The 16,128-nt window shown below is 59.0% G+C and carries 10 protein-coding genes and 2 pseudogenes; 6 read left to right on the top strand and 6 right to left on the bottom strand.

Annotated elements, in window-relative coordinates; translation table 11 throughout:
* Nucleotides 1–203 precede the first annotated feature (203 nt).
* Complete coding sequence (locus YUO_RS42225) at nt 204–701, bottom strand: MFS transporter (protein WP_198028117.1); 498 nt, start codon at nt 699–701, stop codon at nt 204–206.
* Between the two features lie 1,212 nt (nt 702–1,913).
* Complete coding sequence (locus tag YUO_RS46630) at nt 1,914–2,366, bottom strand: hypothetical protein (RefSeq protein ID WP_156908830.1); 453 nt, start codon at nt 2,364–2,366, stop codon at nt 1,914–1,916.
* Nucleotides 2,367–3,261: 895 nt separating this feature from the next.
* Here YUO_RS46630 and YUO_RS42220 point away from each other — a divergent pair.
* A complete protein-coding gene (locus YUO_RS42220) occupies nt 3,262–4,773 on the top strand; it encodes a S10 family peptidase (protein WP_051379720.1) in 1,512 nt (503 codons plus the stop codon).
* Between the two features lie 87 nt (nt 4,774–4,860).
* On the opposite strand, the pseudogene YUO_RS0130210 reads toward YUO_RS42220, so the two are convergent.
* Nucleotides 4,861–5,073: pseudogene (locus YUO_RS0130210) on the bottom strand (IS3 family transposase); the annotation flags it as partial.
* Nucleotides 5,074–6,125: 1,052 nt separating this feature from the next.
* Here YUO_RS0130210 and YUO_RS0130205 point away from each other — a divergent pair.
* From YUO_RS0130205 to YUO_RS45260, 5 genes and pseudogenes are all read left to right on the top strand, one after another.
* Nucleotides 6,126–6,401: a hypothetical protein gene (locus YUO_RS0130205; RefSeq protein ID WP_028350598.1), complete on the top strand. Its 276-nt coding sequence runs from the start codon at nt 6,126–6,128 to the stop codon at nt 6,399–6,401.
* A 978-nt stretch (nt 6,402–7,379) separates the two neighbouring features.
* The gene (locus YUO_RS0130190) at nt 7,380–7,706 is read left to right on the top strand and encodes a hypothetical protein (protein WP_028350596.1); all 327 of its coding nucleotides are present in this window, start codon (nt 7,380–7,382) and stop codon (nt 7,704–7,706) included.
* A gap of 334 nt (nt 7,707–8,040) precedes the next feature.
* The gene (locus tag YUO_RS0130185; RefSeq protein WP_028350595.1) at nt 8,041–10,341 is read left to right on the top strand and encodes a S9 family peptidase; all 2,301 of its coding nucleotides are present in this window, start codon (nt 8,041–8,043) and stop codon (nt 10,339–10,341) included.
* A 1,051-nt stretch (nt 10,342–11,392) separates the two neighbouring features.
* Nucleotides 11,393–12,130, top strand: a complete 738-nt coding sequence (locus YUO_RS0130175) for an OmpW/AlkL family protein (RefSeq protein ID WP_028350593.1) — start codon at nt 11,393–11,395, stop codon at nt 12,128–12,130.
* A 221-nt stretch (nt 12,131–12,351) separates the two neighbouring features.
* Nucleotides 12,352–12,610: pseudogene (locus tag YUO_RS45260) on the top strand (alkylphosphonate utilization protein).
* 86 nt (nt 12,611–12,696) lie between these two features.
* Here the strand turns inward: YUO_RS45260 and YUO_RS0130170 are convergent.
* The 3 genes from YUO_RS0130170 to YUO_RS0130145 form a co-directional block, all read right to left on the bottom strand.
* Nucleotides 12,697–13,044: a (2Fe-2S) ferredoxin domain-containing protein gene (locus YUO_RS0130170; protein ID WP_028350592.1), complete on the bottom strand. Its 348-nt coding sequence runs from the start codon at nt 13,042–13,044 to the stop codon at nt 12,697–12,699.
* Nucleotides 13,045–15,097: 2,053 nt separating this feature from the next.
* On the bottom strand, nt 15,098–15,547 hold the full coding sequence (locus tag YUO_RS0130155; RefSeq protein WP_028350591.1) for a Rieske (2Fe-2S) protein: 450 nt from the start codon (nt 15,545–15,547) through the stop codon (nt 15,098–15,100).
* Nucleotides 15,548–15,915: 368 nt separating this feature from the next.
* Nucleotides 15,916–16,071, bottom strand: a complete 156-nt coding sequence (locus tag YUO_RS0130145; RefSeq protein ID WP_156908828.1) for a hypothetical protein — start codon at nt 16,069–16,071, stop codon at nt 15,916–15,918.
* Nucleotides 16,072–16,128 lie beyond the last annotated feature (57 nt).

The raw sequence follows: 16,128 nt of genomic DNA, 5'->3' as shown, positions 1-16,128 counted from the left end.
GGAGAGCAGCGCTCGTCTTGCGCGTCTGCGTGCACTCAGCCCTTATTCAGTGTTGCTGCATCCTGATAGCAACCGCCGTGCCAACCCTGTCCACGGTCTTTAAGTTTCTGATTACACTTTGAAAAATTCGCGAGCCGGCGGATGAAACCAGGTGTTTTGAACGTGACAGGATTCGTGCCGCTGTCAGAAGCCGGACAAGGATATTAGGGTTGATGAAAAAGGCCCAATGTGCAGCCAGCCAATGCGGTCATCGCGTCGAAGCCGGCAAATTCGCCGATGCTGAATTGCGCGTGAAAGCCGGACATCAGCGGACGCTTCGCTGCACGTTCCAGTTCGACAGCATGCACATTCGCAGCGACATCGATTGAGCCTAGCGAGGCACCGAAGGCAACCAGCGCGGCGCCGAGCTCCAGCGGCGTACTGGCAACCGCGAGCCACGGCAGGATGAGCGCAATTCCGAAACCGCCGATCAGGATGATCGCTTTGCTGCCGTAGCGCGCGCACAACAAACGGGTCCAAAACATCGAGACGAGCAAGCCGACGCCCAGGCAGAGCAGCAGAAAACAGAGAACTCGGGCATCGACCGCCAGCCGCTCCTTTGCGAACGGCACCAGCGGCGCCCAGGCCGCAATGCCGAACCCGGCGACAAAAAATGCAAGACGCGTCGTGAGCCGGGTGGCCAGGCGATCGACGGACATCATCGGGGAACGCCGAAAGACGAGTTGGTGGTTTCGTGTTCGTACTCGCTAAGAACATCACGGTGGAGAGCATGAGCGGCTGCGACCGCAGTTGCAGGCGCTCGAACATGCTGTTTCATGTCGCCTCACAGCAAATTGGCGGGCCCGGACGCCCCGCGGACGTGCCGAGTCCACTCCTACAGCACCACCCCGCCTCCGACCGGTGATAGTGCCCCGAATGAAGCAAGCGGCGTGCCGATTTTGAAAGTTGGAGGTTCTACAGTCGCTTCGTACTGGATGTGTGTAGCGTCAAGTCGCGGACATTGGTGTCAAAGCTGACAACAGGCCGCTCTCGTTCAGTGCGCCCGAAGGCTCTGCCAATCCGTATCACTATCAGCGGCGTGTGATCACGTCGGGGTTGTCGACCACCATGTCGAGCGGCGTTTCCTCGAGCATGGGCAATCCACGCCATTGATCTGCACGCGTCGAGCATCGCCGGGCCGGATTACAACCCAATCGCCGAACTTGACGTCCTGGCCGTGGAAATAGGTGCCGGTCTCCGGCTCACCCTTGAAGGCAGTCTTGCCCTTCTTGAGCACCAGGCCGAGGGGTGCCCTGCCCGACTGATTCCTTGATCGGCCGGTCTACAGGATGAGCCCGCCCTTGGTCTTCTCCGGCTCGATGTAGATGCCTAGCAAGATCTTTGTTATTTAGCAGCTCGATGCTGCACAGATCGCCAATGAGTTTCATCAGCGCTGCCTTCTGATCCTCCGACTTCGAGCGCCGTTCCAGTGTCGAACGCGTAGCATCCCTTCCCTCTCCTCCTACTCTTTCAGGATGTCTTCCATCGGCTAAGCGAGCAGCGTACGCGCGTCGGCGAGCGCCTTCGCCCACCTTGCGCTGATACGGCCCCAAGCTGTGAGATTGCCGACGTGATGGCGTCGATCACTTATCCAGCTCATCAACCTTGGCTTTAAGATGTTCGCCAGTTTGGCGGCGATGGTGACGCTCATTTACAGCGACCACTTGTTTTCCGAGCTAATTGCAGGAGCGTTCATCTCGGTCACCGGGTATCAGACAAAGAAAAGGCCGCCTGCGTTGCCACAAGCGGCCGAAGTCTAGGGAGGAAACGCCCAAGGAGGGCAGGATGCAGCCTAGAATGAACGCCCTCAGCAGCTCAATTGAACGCAGGTAATCGTCGAGCATCCAAACGGTGCGACGCAACGATACGAACGTTTATGTCGAGATCGGCAAGGGTAACGCCAAAATCGCCGCTCGCCGCCGGCATCGGCCACCATATGCGGCACCAGGATCATTTCCGCGGCTTGGCCTTGTCGCTGTACTTTTCGTCTTCTCATGAAGGCCCTCGCCTCTGTCAGCGCCATGCTCCATCTTGGGGTATGGCGTCACGCCGCCGCCGTTGGCAAAGCCGGCCTTGTTGCTCATTCTAGCGCTTTTCTGCGGAGCGGCGGCGGCATTACCCGAGTACTTGAGCTGTCGCGTCACTTCGGTCCTTTGGTTGCGCGGTGTATGCTCGCGGGCTTCTGCATCGTACGGGAAAGCGGTACCGAGCCACGCGGATCGGTCCTTCAGGATCAGCTCGTCCTCATGGACGCATGGATCGGTCTTCGTAGTCGGCGATTCGATGTGGCCGATGTCCTGCGCCTTATCGGGGTGACGTTTGGTCATTTATTGCCTTCCTTCTTCTGGGGCTTGGGAGGCAAGCTTGACCTGACACTCAGCCATGTGCTTAGAGCGCTCGTGTGCCCGGTAGCGGCTTGCGAGACCATGTAAGCGATTGCCCTGGGCAATGTCGTGCTGGTACACTTGCTCTGGCCTTCTCAGTGTCGAAGCTTGCGGCGGCGCCACTACCATACGCTTGTAGGCTCCCGCCGTCGCCATGCGATGCAGGCGAGTCCGGTTGTTCGGATCAGAGAGAGGGCAAGATCGTTGCCCTCCAGCGCCTTCAGCGACTGGACTTCTCTAACTGCATGCCGGCTTCTTATTGAAGCGCCAGAACGCCTCAGGATCTCGCGGAGGCGTTGCTTCAGCAGCTTGGGTCACGGGCCTGCGCCGCCTGGAGCCTTTGACCGCGAACGGGCTTGGAGGCTTGTTCGATCAATGCTCCTGCATGGTACCGACTGGAGCATCTGCCCTGCCCTCGTGATCGGCGTATTCGCCGTTCCACCTTGAAGCCCGGTACGCCACGATAAAATGGCAGCGAGGCTTCGACGTCCTCGACAGTTCAGCACGACGTGCCCCATCCGAGCGCTCTTATTTTGGGCATGGACCTTTTGGATTCCGTAAAGATTCGTTCCAGTGCTGACCGACACGCCACTCGCCTGGGACACAGGAATTGGCGCCAGTGCATGGAAAGCACGACTGCACTGCTCGCCCAAATCACTTCGAAGATCATCCGGCGAGACCGATCCAGGCAGGTTTCTGCCGCCGAAAGGACCCAAGCATAGCGAATGCTACCCGACTTAGTAGGTTTGTTGTTCCTCGACTATCAGCTAGGTGAGTAGAGCCGTTGTGGCAGACGCACCTCGTGCGCGCAAAGTGCGGCCGGGACGGGAGACACTCGATGCAGTTTGATTTGACCGCACTGCGCCTCACCTCTCTTGCGCTGGCCCTGTCTGCCTGCGGCGTGATGGGAAGCGCCGCCCGGGCCGACGATCCGCCTACGTCCGAGCAGCATCGCCTGCCGCCGGACTCCACCACCAGGCAAACGATCGAGCTCCCTGGGCGGATGCTCGCCTTCGCCGCGACCGCAGGCTCGATCCGTCCGTTCGATGACAAGGGCGAGCCGCAGGCTGAGATCGCTTACACCTCCTATCAGCTCGACGGCACCGACCGCGACACGCGCCCGGTCACGTTCTTCTTCAACGGCGGACCCGGCGCATCGTCGGCCTGGCTGCAACTCGGCAGTGCGGGTCCCTGGCGGCTGCCAATCAACGCCGACGAGGTCACGCCATCGACTTCTGCAGAGGTGAAGCCAAATGCGGAGACCTGGCTCGATTTCACCGACCTCGTCTTCATCGACCCCGTCGGTACCGGCTATAGCCGTTTCGTCGCGACCGGAGAGGATGTCCGCAAGCGGTTCTATTCCGTCGACGGTGATGTCAGCGCACTTGCGCTGGTGATCCGCCGCTGGCTTGAGAAGCACGACCGGCTGCTGTCGCCAAAATACGTTGCGGGCGAAAGCTATGGCGGCATTCGCGGGCCGAAAGTCGTGCGCGAGTTGCAGATGCAGCAGGGCATTGGCGTCAGGGGCCTGATCATGATCTCGCCTCGGTTCGACTTCCGCGAGTTCACCGGCACCAGCATCCTGCAATATGTCGCAACGTTGCCGAGCTATGTCGCGACCGAGCGCGAAGCCAGGGGGCCGGTGAAGCGGGCCGATCTCGCCGACGTGGAAGCTTACGCGCGCGGTGAGTTCTTGGCCGACCTCGTCAAGGGCGAGGCAGACAAGGAGGCCACCAACCGTCTCGCAGACAAGGTCGCTGCCTTGACCGGAATCGACCGGGCCGTGAGCCGACGGCTTGCCGGGCGCTTTGATGTCAACGAATTCCGCCGCGAGTTCGACCGCAAGAGCGGCAAGGTGACCGGCCGTTATGACGCCTCCGTGCGCGGCCTCGATCCCTATCCGGACTCCGATGGCTACCTCTTCGGCGATCCCTCGGGCGATGCGCTGCAGGCGCCGCTGACCAGCGCCGCCGTCGATATCCTGACGCGCAAGCTCAACTGGCGGCCGGACGGCTCCTATGAACTGCGCAACGGTGCGGTCGGGCGGGCCTGGGATTTCGGCGGCAGCCCCCCGCAGTCGCTGTCGGAGCTGCGCCAGATCCTTGCGACAGACGCGAAGATGAGCGTACTGGTCGGGCACGGCCTGTTCGATCTTGCCACGCCCTATTTCGGCTCGAAGATGGTGCTCGATCAGTTGCCTGCCTACGCCTCAGCGCCGCGAGTCAGACTCGTGGTCTTTCCGGGCGGTCACATGTTCTATTCACGCAACGCCTCGCGTCAAGCTTTTCGCGCAGAGGTCGAAACGATGATCAAGTACGGGCGTGTGCTCATCGAGCCGGCGGCGAACTAAGTCACAAGCAGGTTCGTGTTCGCGCGCGTATAGTAGATCAGCGTTTCTTAGTGCGAGACCTCAGCTGGAATCCTACTCCACGGACGATAGATAATAGACACTGCTGCGGCTGATCTTCAAAATTTCCGTTTGTTTTGTGATCGGCAGGTCGTGCCCACCGTCGAACATCGCTTTGCGCTCAGCAGCCGGGCTTTGCTGAGTGCGCCTTCTGAAAAATCGTATCTCCAGTCTCAGCTCCCCGATTTTGGCGTGCAGCGTCTCTACATCGATCGCGCGTGCGCTCGTTCTGTTCTTCCTGCCGTCAAGCAGCAACCACTTTCAGGACCAGCTCTCTCCTAACACTGCTCACGGGGCTGCCTTGAGCTGGCGGGTCCGCTCGTGCCAAAGCGCTAGTAGCCTGTGTGGGCGGTCGTCCCGTCAGTGCCCAGGTGATTACTGGTACGGCTGCCCGCTGTTGCGCTGACAGCCAGTTGTTGCTGCCAAATACGCTGATGACACCACAATCGAAACCAACGATAACAGCTCGCTGCAAAAGTTCAGTGTGGCAGATCTCTGTCTATCGTGTGTATCGCCGCTGGACAGCCCCTGTCGTACTGGCCAGAAGTAGTGTCGGGCGGTGGACGCACTCAGCTTCGGGTGAGATCGCCGCCTCTGCGCTAGAAGGCCACCATTGATTTCCATTGTGCCCTGTTCGCGACCGCCTGGCCACCCGACCGGCAGCGCCCGTTTCGCAAGCCGGCTCGATGACCTCGGCGGCCAAACGCGCTGATGTTGATTGGCCCGCCGTACACTTGTCGCTTTAACGACCCTGCTCCTCGGCCTCACTTAATCCAAGTCGCCTCGATGCATAGGTATGTTCTAGGGCCAGGCGGCGGACAACCTTCGATGAGATTGGCGGTGGCGCTGTGCCCCCCAGTGCAGAGCAGTCATTGATGGGGGTCAACTGGGATGCCGACGCCAGCATTCGGCGCTCTCACCAGAGTGCTGTGTACAGTCTTAGATCGGATTTGCCCAGCTCTTAAGTCGCCCTCAAACCAGATTGATTTACCGCAAGGTGCCCTCCGCAAGAAATCCATATTAGTTGCCGTGCAATGCGGAGGCGAAGTGGCCACGTTACGGGCCATCCTCCGGCCTTCCTTCAGACATACGGTCTAGCAGTCGGTGGAGTTCGATCGTTAAATGTACGCCGAAGTTTGACGTCAAGCTCCTACTTCCGGCCGTGGCTATAAGAAAGCGATGGCACTGGTTGACCATGAAACGCAATTTGCCGGCGAGAGCTGCGCTGTATTGCCCCTACCCGGCGCCGATCCGCAGCAGTTTGGTTCGCGGCCTGGCCCAGCGAACGGACCCTGATGCCCCTGCAATTCCATCGTGCCGTCGAAGACATGGAGATATGGAGCGCAAGCAGCGACCAATATTCGTTCGTGATCAGCTTCCAGAGCCCCACCGGTCCTGGCTTTCGCGGAAGGTTGGGCTACGTCGCGTCGTGGCGTCCGCTTCACCAGGGCCGTGGCGCGATCAGGGTTCTCGGCTTGCCCCTCCAAAGTTTTGCTGAAGCCGAGGACGCCTGCAACACCATGCTGAATTACCTGAAGGACGACACTGATTGCAGTTATCAGCAAAATTGAAGCCTCACGCTCCGGGTGCCGCCCAGTATATCCGCTACGATCAACTCGCCGTGCTCAAACCCAGCCCTCGGTCGAGGGTGCCTCTCCGACAAGGAGGACAAATAGCAATCTGAACTTTGCCATGGCCGCCATAAACGCGGACGATTAGCAACGCCGCATGCAGGCGCTGACGGATCTCGCTCGCGCCGTCGGGCCCATCGAGGGACAGCCGTGGATCCACATCGAAAAGATCAACGGGCCGTTTCTCTCTCCATGATAAGGGGGACCCGATCGATTACGCGTTCTGGTCAGTCAGAACATTGCAGGAGCAGACGATCATGCAAATACAGATCCGGTGACGACGTTACGGGCCGTCGCCATCGTGGCTTAAACCAGGTTTGGTCTCCTCTTCGTAAAGAAGTCCCGGCCGGTCATTTTGTGAAAGTTCCAGTCCTATCCCACGTAGTACAGCTTCCATCGCCTTGGAATTTTGTCACCAGCTACACGGCCATTCCAGACCTTGAGTGTTCTGCAGGTCGGAGCCGTGGGCGATATCCAGGTGATGTAGAAATCTATTTGCCTGCCGTGACGTTACCCGCCACAGCGTAAGGCTGTCCCCGGCAAGAAAATCCAGCCGCGTTATTCACATACGTTCCTGTGAAATTGCCTGTCGGCGGCATAGTGCGCCGTTCGAGGTTGCGACTGAGAGCATGCACCTGATCGCGCCGTCCTCCAGCTTCCTTGGCGGCAGCGATCGCAGCGTCGATAGCCCCGGACCGACGAGGCCGAGCAACGCTTTCTCGATCGCATCATCGACGTGCAATCCCATGGAGGACGATGCAGTAGGGCCGACATTATCCATCCAGGCGCGGCTGCCGCTGTAGCGCAGGATACGGCGCTTCGGAGTGTGAGCTTGCGGTCGCAGCGCTTGCACCGGATCAGACCGGCGAGCAGCGCGTCACCATGCTTGGCGCGCCGTGATGCCGACTCGTGGGAATATTGCTGCTGACCATCGTGCTGAAGACTGCCCAGCGCGTGCCGCGGGTCATCTCAGTCGTCCCAAACAGCGTGATCACCATTCGGCAGTTTTCGCCACCGGCGCGTTTCTCCGAATGGCACGAATACATTGCGGTCGAGGCGATCATTTTAGAACTGAAGGCCGGATGCCCATATTTCTACACCAAGCCCGCCGCACGCCGCGCGGCGAAATGCTGGTTGTTTCGACGAGGTCCATTTCCCATCGCCGCCTTTCTCATCCTTGACGATCCCAGCCTGAAGGCGAGCGTGCTTGGTAGAACAAGCTGGGCGATATCAACAACGAGTTAAGTGGCGTAGACGCGAGCATGGTCGATCTCATGTCGACAGCAATCTATAACTGGCATGGGGTTTCGTGTTTGATCTTAGACGCGCGGCTTGGTTCAACATTCAACGTTCTTGTCGCCTAGATGACATCGTAATCGAGAAACACGGGATACGCATCGCGCCCCGTTGGCATCCATTCTGCACACCACGAGCGTTACGGAGTTGAAAGCAGCGTTCACGGCGCTCTACGCCCAGAAATCCGGTGCGGTATCTGCAGCAGACGCTAGCCGCAGCTGCACAACATTCGGGAAGTCAACACTTGTGTTTCATCCCAAACAAACAGGAGAGGTAATCGTTCATGTACAAGTTCGGCGTTTTGACGCTTGTTCTGTTGGTTCAGCAGGCGTCCGCTGCCGCGGGTCCGACGGACAGCACTGCAAATCAGCTGCAGCTCTCCGATTACAAGCGAGCGATGACGATCGGCGATCAATATGCAAAGCTCACTACCAATGTCTCCGACGTGCCATTCTGGCTCGCAGATGGTGAGTCTTTCGTCTACCGGCAAACAACTAAAGGCAAGCATCAGTTCATTCTCGTGAATGCTGCCACGGGCACAAAACAGCCGGCTTTTGATCACACCCGCCTCGCGGCCGCGCTGAACAGGGCAAGCCACAAGGACTATAAGGCCGACAATCTGCCCTTCGCCGGTTTCAAGATGGCCAAAGATGCTGGCAGGATCACCTTCAACATCGAGAATACCCGGTGGAGCTGCGACCTTGTAAGCGATGCGTGCACAAGCAATACCATGCCACCCCAAGCCTATCAGTACAGGTATGACCGCACGCCACCCGCGGAAAATAATCGAGAGAAGACAAGCGTCTCGCCTGACGGCAAATGGCTGGCCTATTCTAAGAACTACAACTTGTTCCTGCGCAGCAAGGATGGCTCTCGAAACATCCCATTGACCTGGGACGGATCTGAATCCAACTACTATGCTTTGTCGACGCTGAAATGGTCTCCAGACTCGCGTCACCTCGCGGGTTACCGCATCCGTCCAGGGCACAAACGGCAGGTCCATTACCTCGAATCATCACCGAGGGACCAGCTTCAACCGAAACATTGGACGATGACGTATCCGAAGGCGGGTGATACCTTGGCACTGCACCAGCCGGTGCTGTTTGACATCGTCAGCCGGCGCCAGATCGCGGTCGACAATGCTTCGTTCCCAAATCCCTACAGTCTTTCGCCGATCCTGTGGTGGAAGGATGGCCGCGGCTTCACCTTCGAATTTAATCAGCGCGGACATCAGCTCTATCGTGTTGTCGAGGTGGACGCCAGCACCGGCCAGGTGCGCTCTTTGATTGATGAGGTCAGCCACACCTTTGTCGACTACCAGCCACTGGTGAATCAGCCGCGTACTGGAAAGACCTTCCGCTACGATGTTGACGACGGAAAGGAGATCATCTGGGCGTCCGAGCGCGATGGATACGAGCACCTCTACCTTTTCAATGGCCGGACCGGCGAACTCAAAAATCAGATCACCAGAGGAGATTGGGTGGTCCGCACGGTCTATTACGTCGATCCGGTCAAGCGCCAGATCTGGTTTGGCGCGAGCGGGATGAACCCAGCGGAGGACCCGTATTTCGTCCACGCCTACCGCATCGACTTCGACGGGAAGGGACTGACCGCGCTCACGCCTGAGCTGGCCAATCATCACATCGAGTTCTCGCCTGACGGCCGCTACTATGTCGACCTCTGGTCACGCATCGATGCCCCGCCCCGCTTGATGCTGTACCGAGCCAGCGATAATGCCGAGCTGATGCAGGTCGAGAGCGCCGAGATCTCCGAACTCGTCGCCGCCGGCTGGCAGCCGCCACTCAGCTTCCATGCCAAGGGGCGGGACGGTGAAACCGATATATGGGGTATCATTCACCTGCCGGTCAACTTCGATCCAAACAAGAGATATCCGGTTGTGGAGCACATTTACGCCGGCCCGACTAGGTCTTCCGTTCCCAAGTCCTTCTCGGCCTTCGTCGAGCCTCTCACGCAGCTCGGGTTTATTGTCGTTCAGATCGATGGAATGGGTACGAACAACCGCTCTCGCGCGTTCCACGACGTTGCTTGGAAAAACTTGAAGGACGGCGGCCTTCCCGATAGAATCCTGTGGCACAAGGCGGCGAGTGCGAAGTATCCCTGGTACGATATCTCGAACCTTGGCATTTTTGGCGGGTCCGCCGGCGGGCAGAACGCTATGAGTGCGCTGCTCTTCCATCCTGATTTCTACAAGGTAGCGGTCGCGAGCAATGGCTCCTATGACAACCGGATGGACCAGATCTGGTGGAGCGAACAGTGGATGGGCTGGCCAGTTGGCATCGAATATTCTCAATCCTCCGCCGTCGACAATGCTTTCAGATTGCAAGGTAAGCTGCTGCTCATTGTGAGCGAAACGGACCGCATTGTCGATCCGTCCTCTACTCTCCAGCTTGCCGACCGGCTCATTAGGGCGGGAAAATACTTCGACTGGCTTGTGGTGCCCGGCGCAGATCACGTAGCACCAAGCAGTTACAGCAAGCTCAAGCTCCTGGACTTCTTCGTTCGCAACATTCTCGGGCAAGAACCACCTAACTGGAACGCCATCGGGTCGAACTGGCGAGAATAAATTCAGGCCATGATGGGGCGGAAGAGCCATGGTGACTCGCCGCGCTCACCGACCAAGGAGTTCGCGGTGAGTTCAAAAGCCGGCGGGACAAGTACGCTAACACGCCGCGCACGGCCGACCTCCAGTTGGCAATAGCTAGAGCGTTGTGGAGCGCGCAACGACAGGCGAGCGTTTGCGCTTGCCCTAGTCTGGCGGCGAATGCACCGCACATTCGCCTTCGGCAATCCAAGTGCGGTCGGCGCGTCCGATGCCGGCTGGTGCACTCTTAAGAGCCCTGCTCGACAACACAGAGCGTCGGGCACCGCTGTCTCCCCGTGCGCCTTTTTTCGGTATCAATCGACTTCTTCAAGCTCAGCAGCTGCCCTTAATTCAGTCTATGGACGTTTCAATCGCGGTAAATCGTCCGTTCGAGTACCAAGCCATCCCAATCAGAGCGGGCCTTTTCGACTTCGCTGCGTTGGCACTTGTCTTCTTTTGGTAAATCGACAAGCAGGCAAGTTGAGCGAGCACCGATTTTTTAGGCTCAAATTTGCTGACCGCCTCGTCCGCGGAGTAGAAGTCTTGGCGCATTAGAGACGCCTCATCCGCCTGGAGCCATTCAGTTGGTTGACGGAAAACGGAACGTTACTGCCTCGCAACCGTGATGAGTGAGGATGAGCAGCATGGCGTCTTCGAGATTGCCGCTTCGGCGCAGAGCGATATTGGTCGGCGATAGGTAAACCTCCGTGCAACAACAGCGTAGTTGCGAATGCAGCGCAGCCACGACTTATCTTGTACAGGTCACGAACTGTGTCGCCTCCGACCGCTCTCTGGTGGACTCAGAGCTCGCCGGCTGAGGTACAATACAGACAGAATCCTGCTCAGACAAATATAGAGCGAAATGTTCGAAGAAAAGTCATTATGCTGCACGGCCAGTGATCCTTTTGCAACGCGTCGACTTAATCGCGCCATCACCCGCCCGATTTGATCCGCATCACATCATCACCAGCCCGCTTGTGGTGTGACAGAGGCGTCGCGCGACTCCCCGCGCTGACTGGGAATGGAGAATGCGATGAGAACAAGAGCAATTCTAACGATGGCGTCGCTGCTCGTGCTCGCGGCGGCGTTCGGTGGGGCCGCCATGTCGGTACGGGCTGCGGATCTGGCATCGGCGTCGATCTACACCAAGGCGCCGCCGGTCGCCCCCTTCAATCCCTGGATGGTCCGCCTGCGCGTGCTCGGCGTGCTGCCGGATGCAAGAGGCAGCTTGGTCAATGTTGCCGGTATCCCGCCCCTGTCGTCGCCGAATTCCGGGCTCTCGATCAGCGATCAGGCCATACCGGAGCTCGACATCACCTATTTCTTCACCAGGAACATCGCCGCCGAACTCATTCTCGGCGTGACCAGGCATCAGATCAGCGGCACCGGGACGCTCAACGGGCTCGAGATCGGCACAGCCTGGTTGTTGCCGCCGACGCTGACGCTGCAGTATCACTTCACCGATTTCGGCGCGTTCAAGCCCTATATTGGCGCTGGCATCAACTACACCGTCTTTTTCAACCAGTCTGCGGCCAATACACCGTTTGCCGGCCTAGCGATGACGGATCTGCACATCAGCAACCAGGTTGGCGCCGCGGTCCAATTCGGCTTCGACTACATGCTCGACAGTCACTGGGGCCTCAATGTCGACGTGAAGAAGTTGTGGCTGCGGCCGGATTATTCGGCCACCGTCAATAACGCCATTCCCGTCACCGGGCGCGCCAATATCGACCCATGGCTGGTCGGCGGCGGCATCACCTACAAGTACTGACAAGAGCACGATCCGGAAGAGTGGAAACCGGTTCCAAACAAAAAGATCGAGCGAGCTGACGATTCGAAGAAGCATCATCTCTCTCGGCGCCGGGAGCCGGGCCCCGGCGCCGCATCCGCTTTGGCTGCGAGCTATTGGCGGAGCCAGCATTAGGTGACGACAGACACGATCGAATTGGGTTAAGTGCAATCGATTAAGTCATTTTTCTCATCTCGGCGCGACTGGCGGAAAGCACCACATGGAGGTCAAGGCCAGGGTTTCAAGCGGTACGCCACCAGGGTGACACCGTCACGGTGATCAAGGACTTGAAGCTCAAAGGCTCGTTCTACGCGCGGCACCGTGATCAGAAATATTCATCTCACCGAAGATCCCGATGAGATCAAAGTCCACACCGATAAGGTCAAGGGCCCGGTGTTGCGGACGGATTTCTTGAAGCGAGCCGTGAGGTCACCACCACTCATCATCCTGGTGAGCTGGTAATCCGGCGTTTCAGAGACGTTCCGTTTGGACGTGTAGCCGCGCCGTACTTGATAGCCCGCGCAGGCGGCGTTAACGGAGCCCTTCGTCTAGCTCCGCTTCAACACCATTATCAGGCGGTCGACGCGTTTGCCTTCCTTGAGATGGGACTCGATGATTTCGTCGATATCGTCAGGCGTGGTCGGGCGGTACCAGACGCCATCGGGATAGATCACCATAAGGGGACCTACGTTGCAAAAGCCGAGACAGCCCGCCGCCGTGAAGCCGATATCGGTGAGCCCTTGCGCTTCGATCGCCTTGCTCATCCTGTCGCACAGAACTTGCGCGCCAGCTGCACCGCAGCTGCCGTGCGGATGTGTGGGCGGACGCTGGACGGGGCAGGCAAACACGTGATGCCTGTAGAGTTGAGGAAGCTCGAATTCCGTTTCTGAGTTCATGCGCCTGCCACGCGTTCGATTGGGTTATATGAAGAGAGACAAGGTCCGAGTGCATCGCCCCTGGGACCGCGGTCATCAGCGCGAGCGCGTGAAGTTCGTCACCCATTGTCCCCTTGAGCGCCGCATGCAAAATCTGATGCTGCTTCGGCTCTTGACTGTGAAGGCACGCGTAATGATGTGGGCGCCATAATGATCGCCGTTGCCGGCAATATCTGTCACGGACACCTCCGCCTCCGGAAAGGCCTTCCTGATCAGGGCCTCAAAGTCTGGTCCCATCATCGCGATATTCCTTGCTCCCGACCTTGCTTGGCCGCCATCTCGCGTCTGCCATGCAAGCTTCGAACCAAGATGCGCGACGCGCGCGTCCGCGCCGGTCATTCTCAATCTGCCAGCGACTGCTAGTCACTGTCACGTTTGCTACAGCAGCGATCTCTTCTGTAGCAGACGTGACAAAGATCGAGCCGGACTCGCGCCTCCAGCTTTTCCGCAGCGAGGCCCCAAATAGACGGAGAATACCGGTCCTTCTGGATGGCCCGGCTCTTGCAATGTCATCTCAAGAATGAAGCGATCGCTATAATTGTCGTCTTCTTGGAGGAGCTCATCAATCTTGGCGATTTTCCTGATGAGATCGACGCTTAGCTGTAGCAAGGCGTGGTCGCCTAACGGCATGATCCGGCGCGAACCGACCGCATCTTTCGGTGAGCGTTGGACCGTGCGACGAGGGGCGCGTTGATCGCCGAGCGTGGATTGCGCGAGCTCGCAAGCCAAGCCGGCTAGGAGCGCGACTGGCGCCAATGGCAACCGCAATCAGCGATGCCAGTGACGCCGGCGCTGCGCGCTGTACACCTTGAGGCGCTTGCCTTCAATCATTCCTGGGGGCGGAGACCTCGATACAAGACTGCGTCAATGGATATGCCCTTAATTGCCGTGCGTGACTGGGATTGATACTTCGCAGGGTTGTTCCCCCTCTCGCGGCACGCACGGCCAATCTGGTTTCAGCGAGTCTGAAAGAACTCCTGATACAGGATCGTTATCTCACCCTAACGGTCCTGTTACGTCTGGGCCCAAACACCCCCTCCAGCCCAGACGGAGCCCTCGGCGGCATTGTGACCGCCGGGGGCTTTCTCTGTCTCAAGCGCGCCTTGGATGTCACTAGCACCTGCTCGGTCTCGGCGCCCTCGATAAGCGCGGTTGTCATCGGAAGCGAAGGCCGCACCCGGCTTCACCCGACCAAGAAGTGCTGGCGTCGATGTTCACCCCCTTTGCCGGCCTGCCTCACTCCGTACACAGGGTGGAGCCGTGCAGCTCGCGTTCGCCGCACGCCAGTTGCGCATCTAGCAATATATGGAGAGGTAGCCGCCCATTCTCCTAAAAGGACGCCGGCCTCTTATCGCGGGCCAAGAGCGAACGGTAAGCAAAAGCCAAGCGGGACGAGGTCAGGGCCCTCTACCTAGTCTTTAGGAAGCGCCGCCGTCTTTCATCATCCCGGGTAGCCCGCCTGGTTGCGCCCCCAGTCGGCCGAGCGTTGTTAGCGGGAGGTCCAGTTCGGCGAGCGCGGTTTCGTTGGCAATCGTCCCAGCAATGCGCCGCAGATGCAAGCGAGCCAGCGGGGTTGAGCGCGGCGCCGCCAATGAGAAAACCGAGATGGCGCTGGCGTAGCCATGCTCGGGCGTGTCGAGTCTTGGCCCGCCGTCCGCTCCGTGAGATAGCACTTGAACACCTGCTTGCTGCCCCGGACATCAGCCGGATGCACGGCGCCGATGATCTCCGTTTCGGGTAATGCCTCCATGCGCTATAAGAGCTGTCGACGGCCGATCGGTCCTCACACGGCCGCCAATGCGCTCGAACATCGAAATCGCTGCGCGTCTCGTTGTTCGAGTGTCGCAGTACCATTCATTCATGCCGGGCTACAGGATGACTTCCGCCGGCGTGCCGGCACTTTGATCTCTCACGACTTCGAAAGCAGCGACAGGCGCAGGCCTGCGCCAATGTTCATCCGAACGACGGCGCTTTCCCGAAAGACTCCGGAGCCACGGTCATGAGATCATGCCTGTTAATCCGGATGGATCATGATGTCTATGGTTTCATCGCTGTCCTCGAACGGATCGGGAAACCCGTTGTCCTCCACCAGCTTCACGCCACATAGACAGACGTCGCCGTCGACCACGGCGAGCGCGACCGGCTCCAGGGATTTTGCGTTGCAGGGGCCGTCGAGGCAAAGCCCGCTGTCGATCTCGAAGATCGCACCGTGCCGGCCGCATCTGATAAAGGCGCGGTCCGACGAGAAAAATTCTCCGGAGCCGATGTTGAGCCAGACACCGTCATGCGGGCAGCGGTTGAGGTAGCCGTGGTAGTCGTTTCCGAAGGTCCGCACCACGACAATCGGAAACGGCCGACTCTCGCCGCTCTCGTCGATCCGCGACAGGCTAAAGCCCTTCGCACCGCCCCGCTCGATTGCATCGGCGTGACAGACGGTGAACACCTCAATCTCTTGGCTGCCCATGTCGCGGTGCTCCCTTGGCTCATGCTGTCGTCACGTTTTCCTGCCTGAAGGCATCGACGGCGGCACGGGTCAGCCGAAGCGCGCCAAGTTCACCGGCCAGCTCCTGGCAGGCACCGACGGCGCGCTGAGAAAACCAAAACCATCGTGCGGCCTAAGGCCGGCCGCCGCTCGCCAATCTCGACCACTATCCCGTTCAGGGAACATTGACCTGCTGCGAAATCCATTTGCCTTCCCTGCTATTTAGCGCCGAGCCTGCAGAAGCCCGAGCCGAAGCCCAAGGGCTCGATGTTCATGTCTTCGTTCCGAGCACCTTGGGCTCGCGGGCGAGCCGCAACTCGGAGCCGACGGCTCCGATCGTTTTGAGCTTCTCATTCTCCACGCTCGCTCTTCGGACCTATCCTCGGGAGTTCCTTGCGGCCTTGCTGGACGTCGGAAGATCCGTCTTTGGTCTGCCCCCTGTATTTGTCCGGAATCTTCGGGTTCTGCAGCACCGCCAATAGTGATGTGGCCTGAATGACCTCCATTATCTTGTCCCACTGTGAGACCCTGACTGTCGACATTCAAGCTTTCCCTTGCGTCGC

Origin of the sequence: Bradyrhizobium murdochi, from assembly GCF_000472965.1 — a bacterium.
Lineage (GTDB): Bacteria > Pseudomonadota > Alphaproteobacteria > Rhizobiales > Xanthobacteraceae > Bradyrhizobium > Bradyrhizobium murdochi.
This window is presented reverse-complemented; position numbering and strand designations above follow the sequence as displayed.

What these genes read in the sequence shown, in the direction of transcription:
- YUO_RS0130175 (WP_028350593.1), top strand. Translation starts at nt 11,393, where the DNA reads ATGAGAACAAGAGCAATTCTAACGATGGCGTCGCTGCTCGTGCTCGCG.
- YUO_RS0130145 (WP_156908828.1), bottom strand. Translation starts at nt 16,071, where the DNA reads ATGGAGGTCATTCAGGCCACATCACTATTGGCGGTGCTGCAGAACCCG.
- YUO_RS46630 (WP_156908830.1), bottom strand. Translation starts at nt 2,366, where the DNA reads ATGACCAAACGTCACCCCGATAAGGCGCAGGACATCGGCCACATCGAA.
- YUO_RS42220 (WP_051379720.1), top strand. Translation starts at nt 3,262, where the DNA reads ATGCAGTTTGATTTGACCGCACTGCGCCTCACCTCTCTTGCGCTGGCC.
- YUO_RS0130205 (WP_028350598.1), top strand. Translation starts at nt 6,126, where the DNA reads ATGCCCCTGCAATTCCATCGTGCCGTCGAAGACATGGAGATATGGAGC.
- YUO_RS42225 (WP_198028117.1), bottom strand. Translation starts at nt 701, where the DNA reads ATGATGTCCGTCGATCGCCTGGCCACCCGGCTCACGACGCGTCTTGCA.
- YUO_RS0130170 (WP_028350592.1), bottom strand. Translation starts at nt 13,044, where the DNA reads ATGAACTCAGAAACGGAATTCGAGCTTCCTCAACTCTACAGGCATCAC.
- YUO_RS0130185 (WP_028350595.1), top strand. Translation starts at nt 8,041, where the DNA reads ATGTACAAGTTCGGCGTTTTGACGCTTGTTCTGTTGGTTCAGCAGGCG.
- YUO_RS0130155 (WP_028350591.1), bottom strand. Translation starts at nt 15,547, where the DNA reads ATGGGCAGCCAAGAGATTGAGGTGTTCACCGTCTGTCACGCCGATGCA.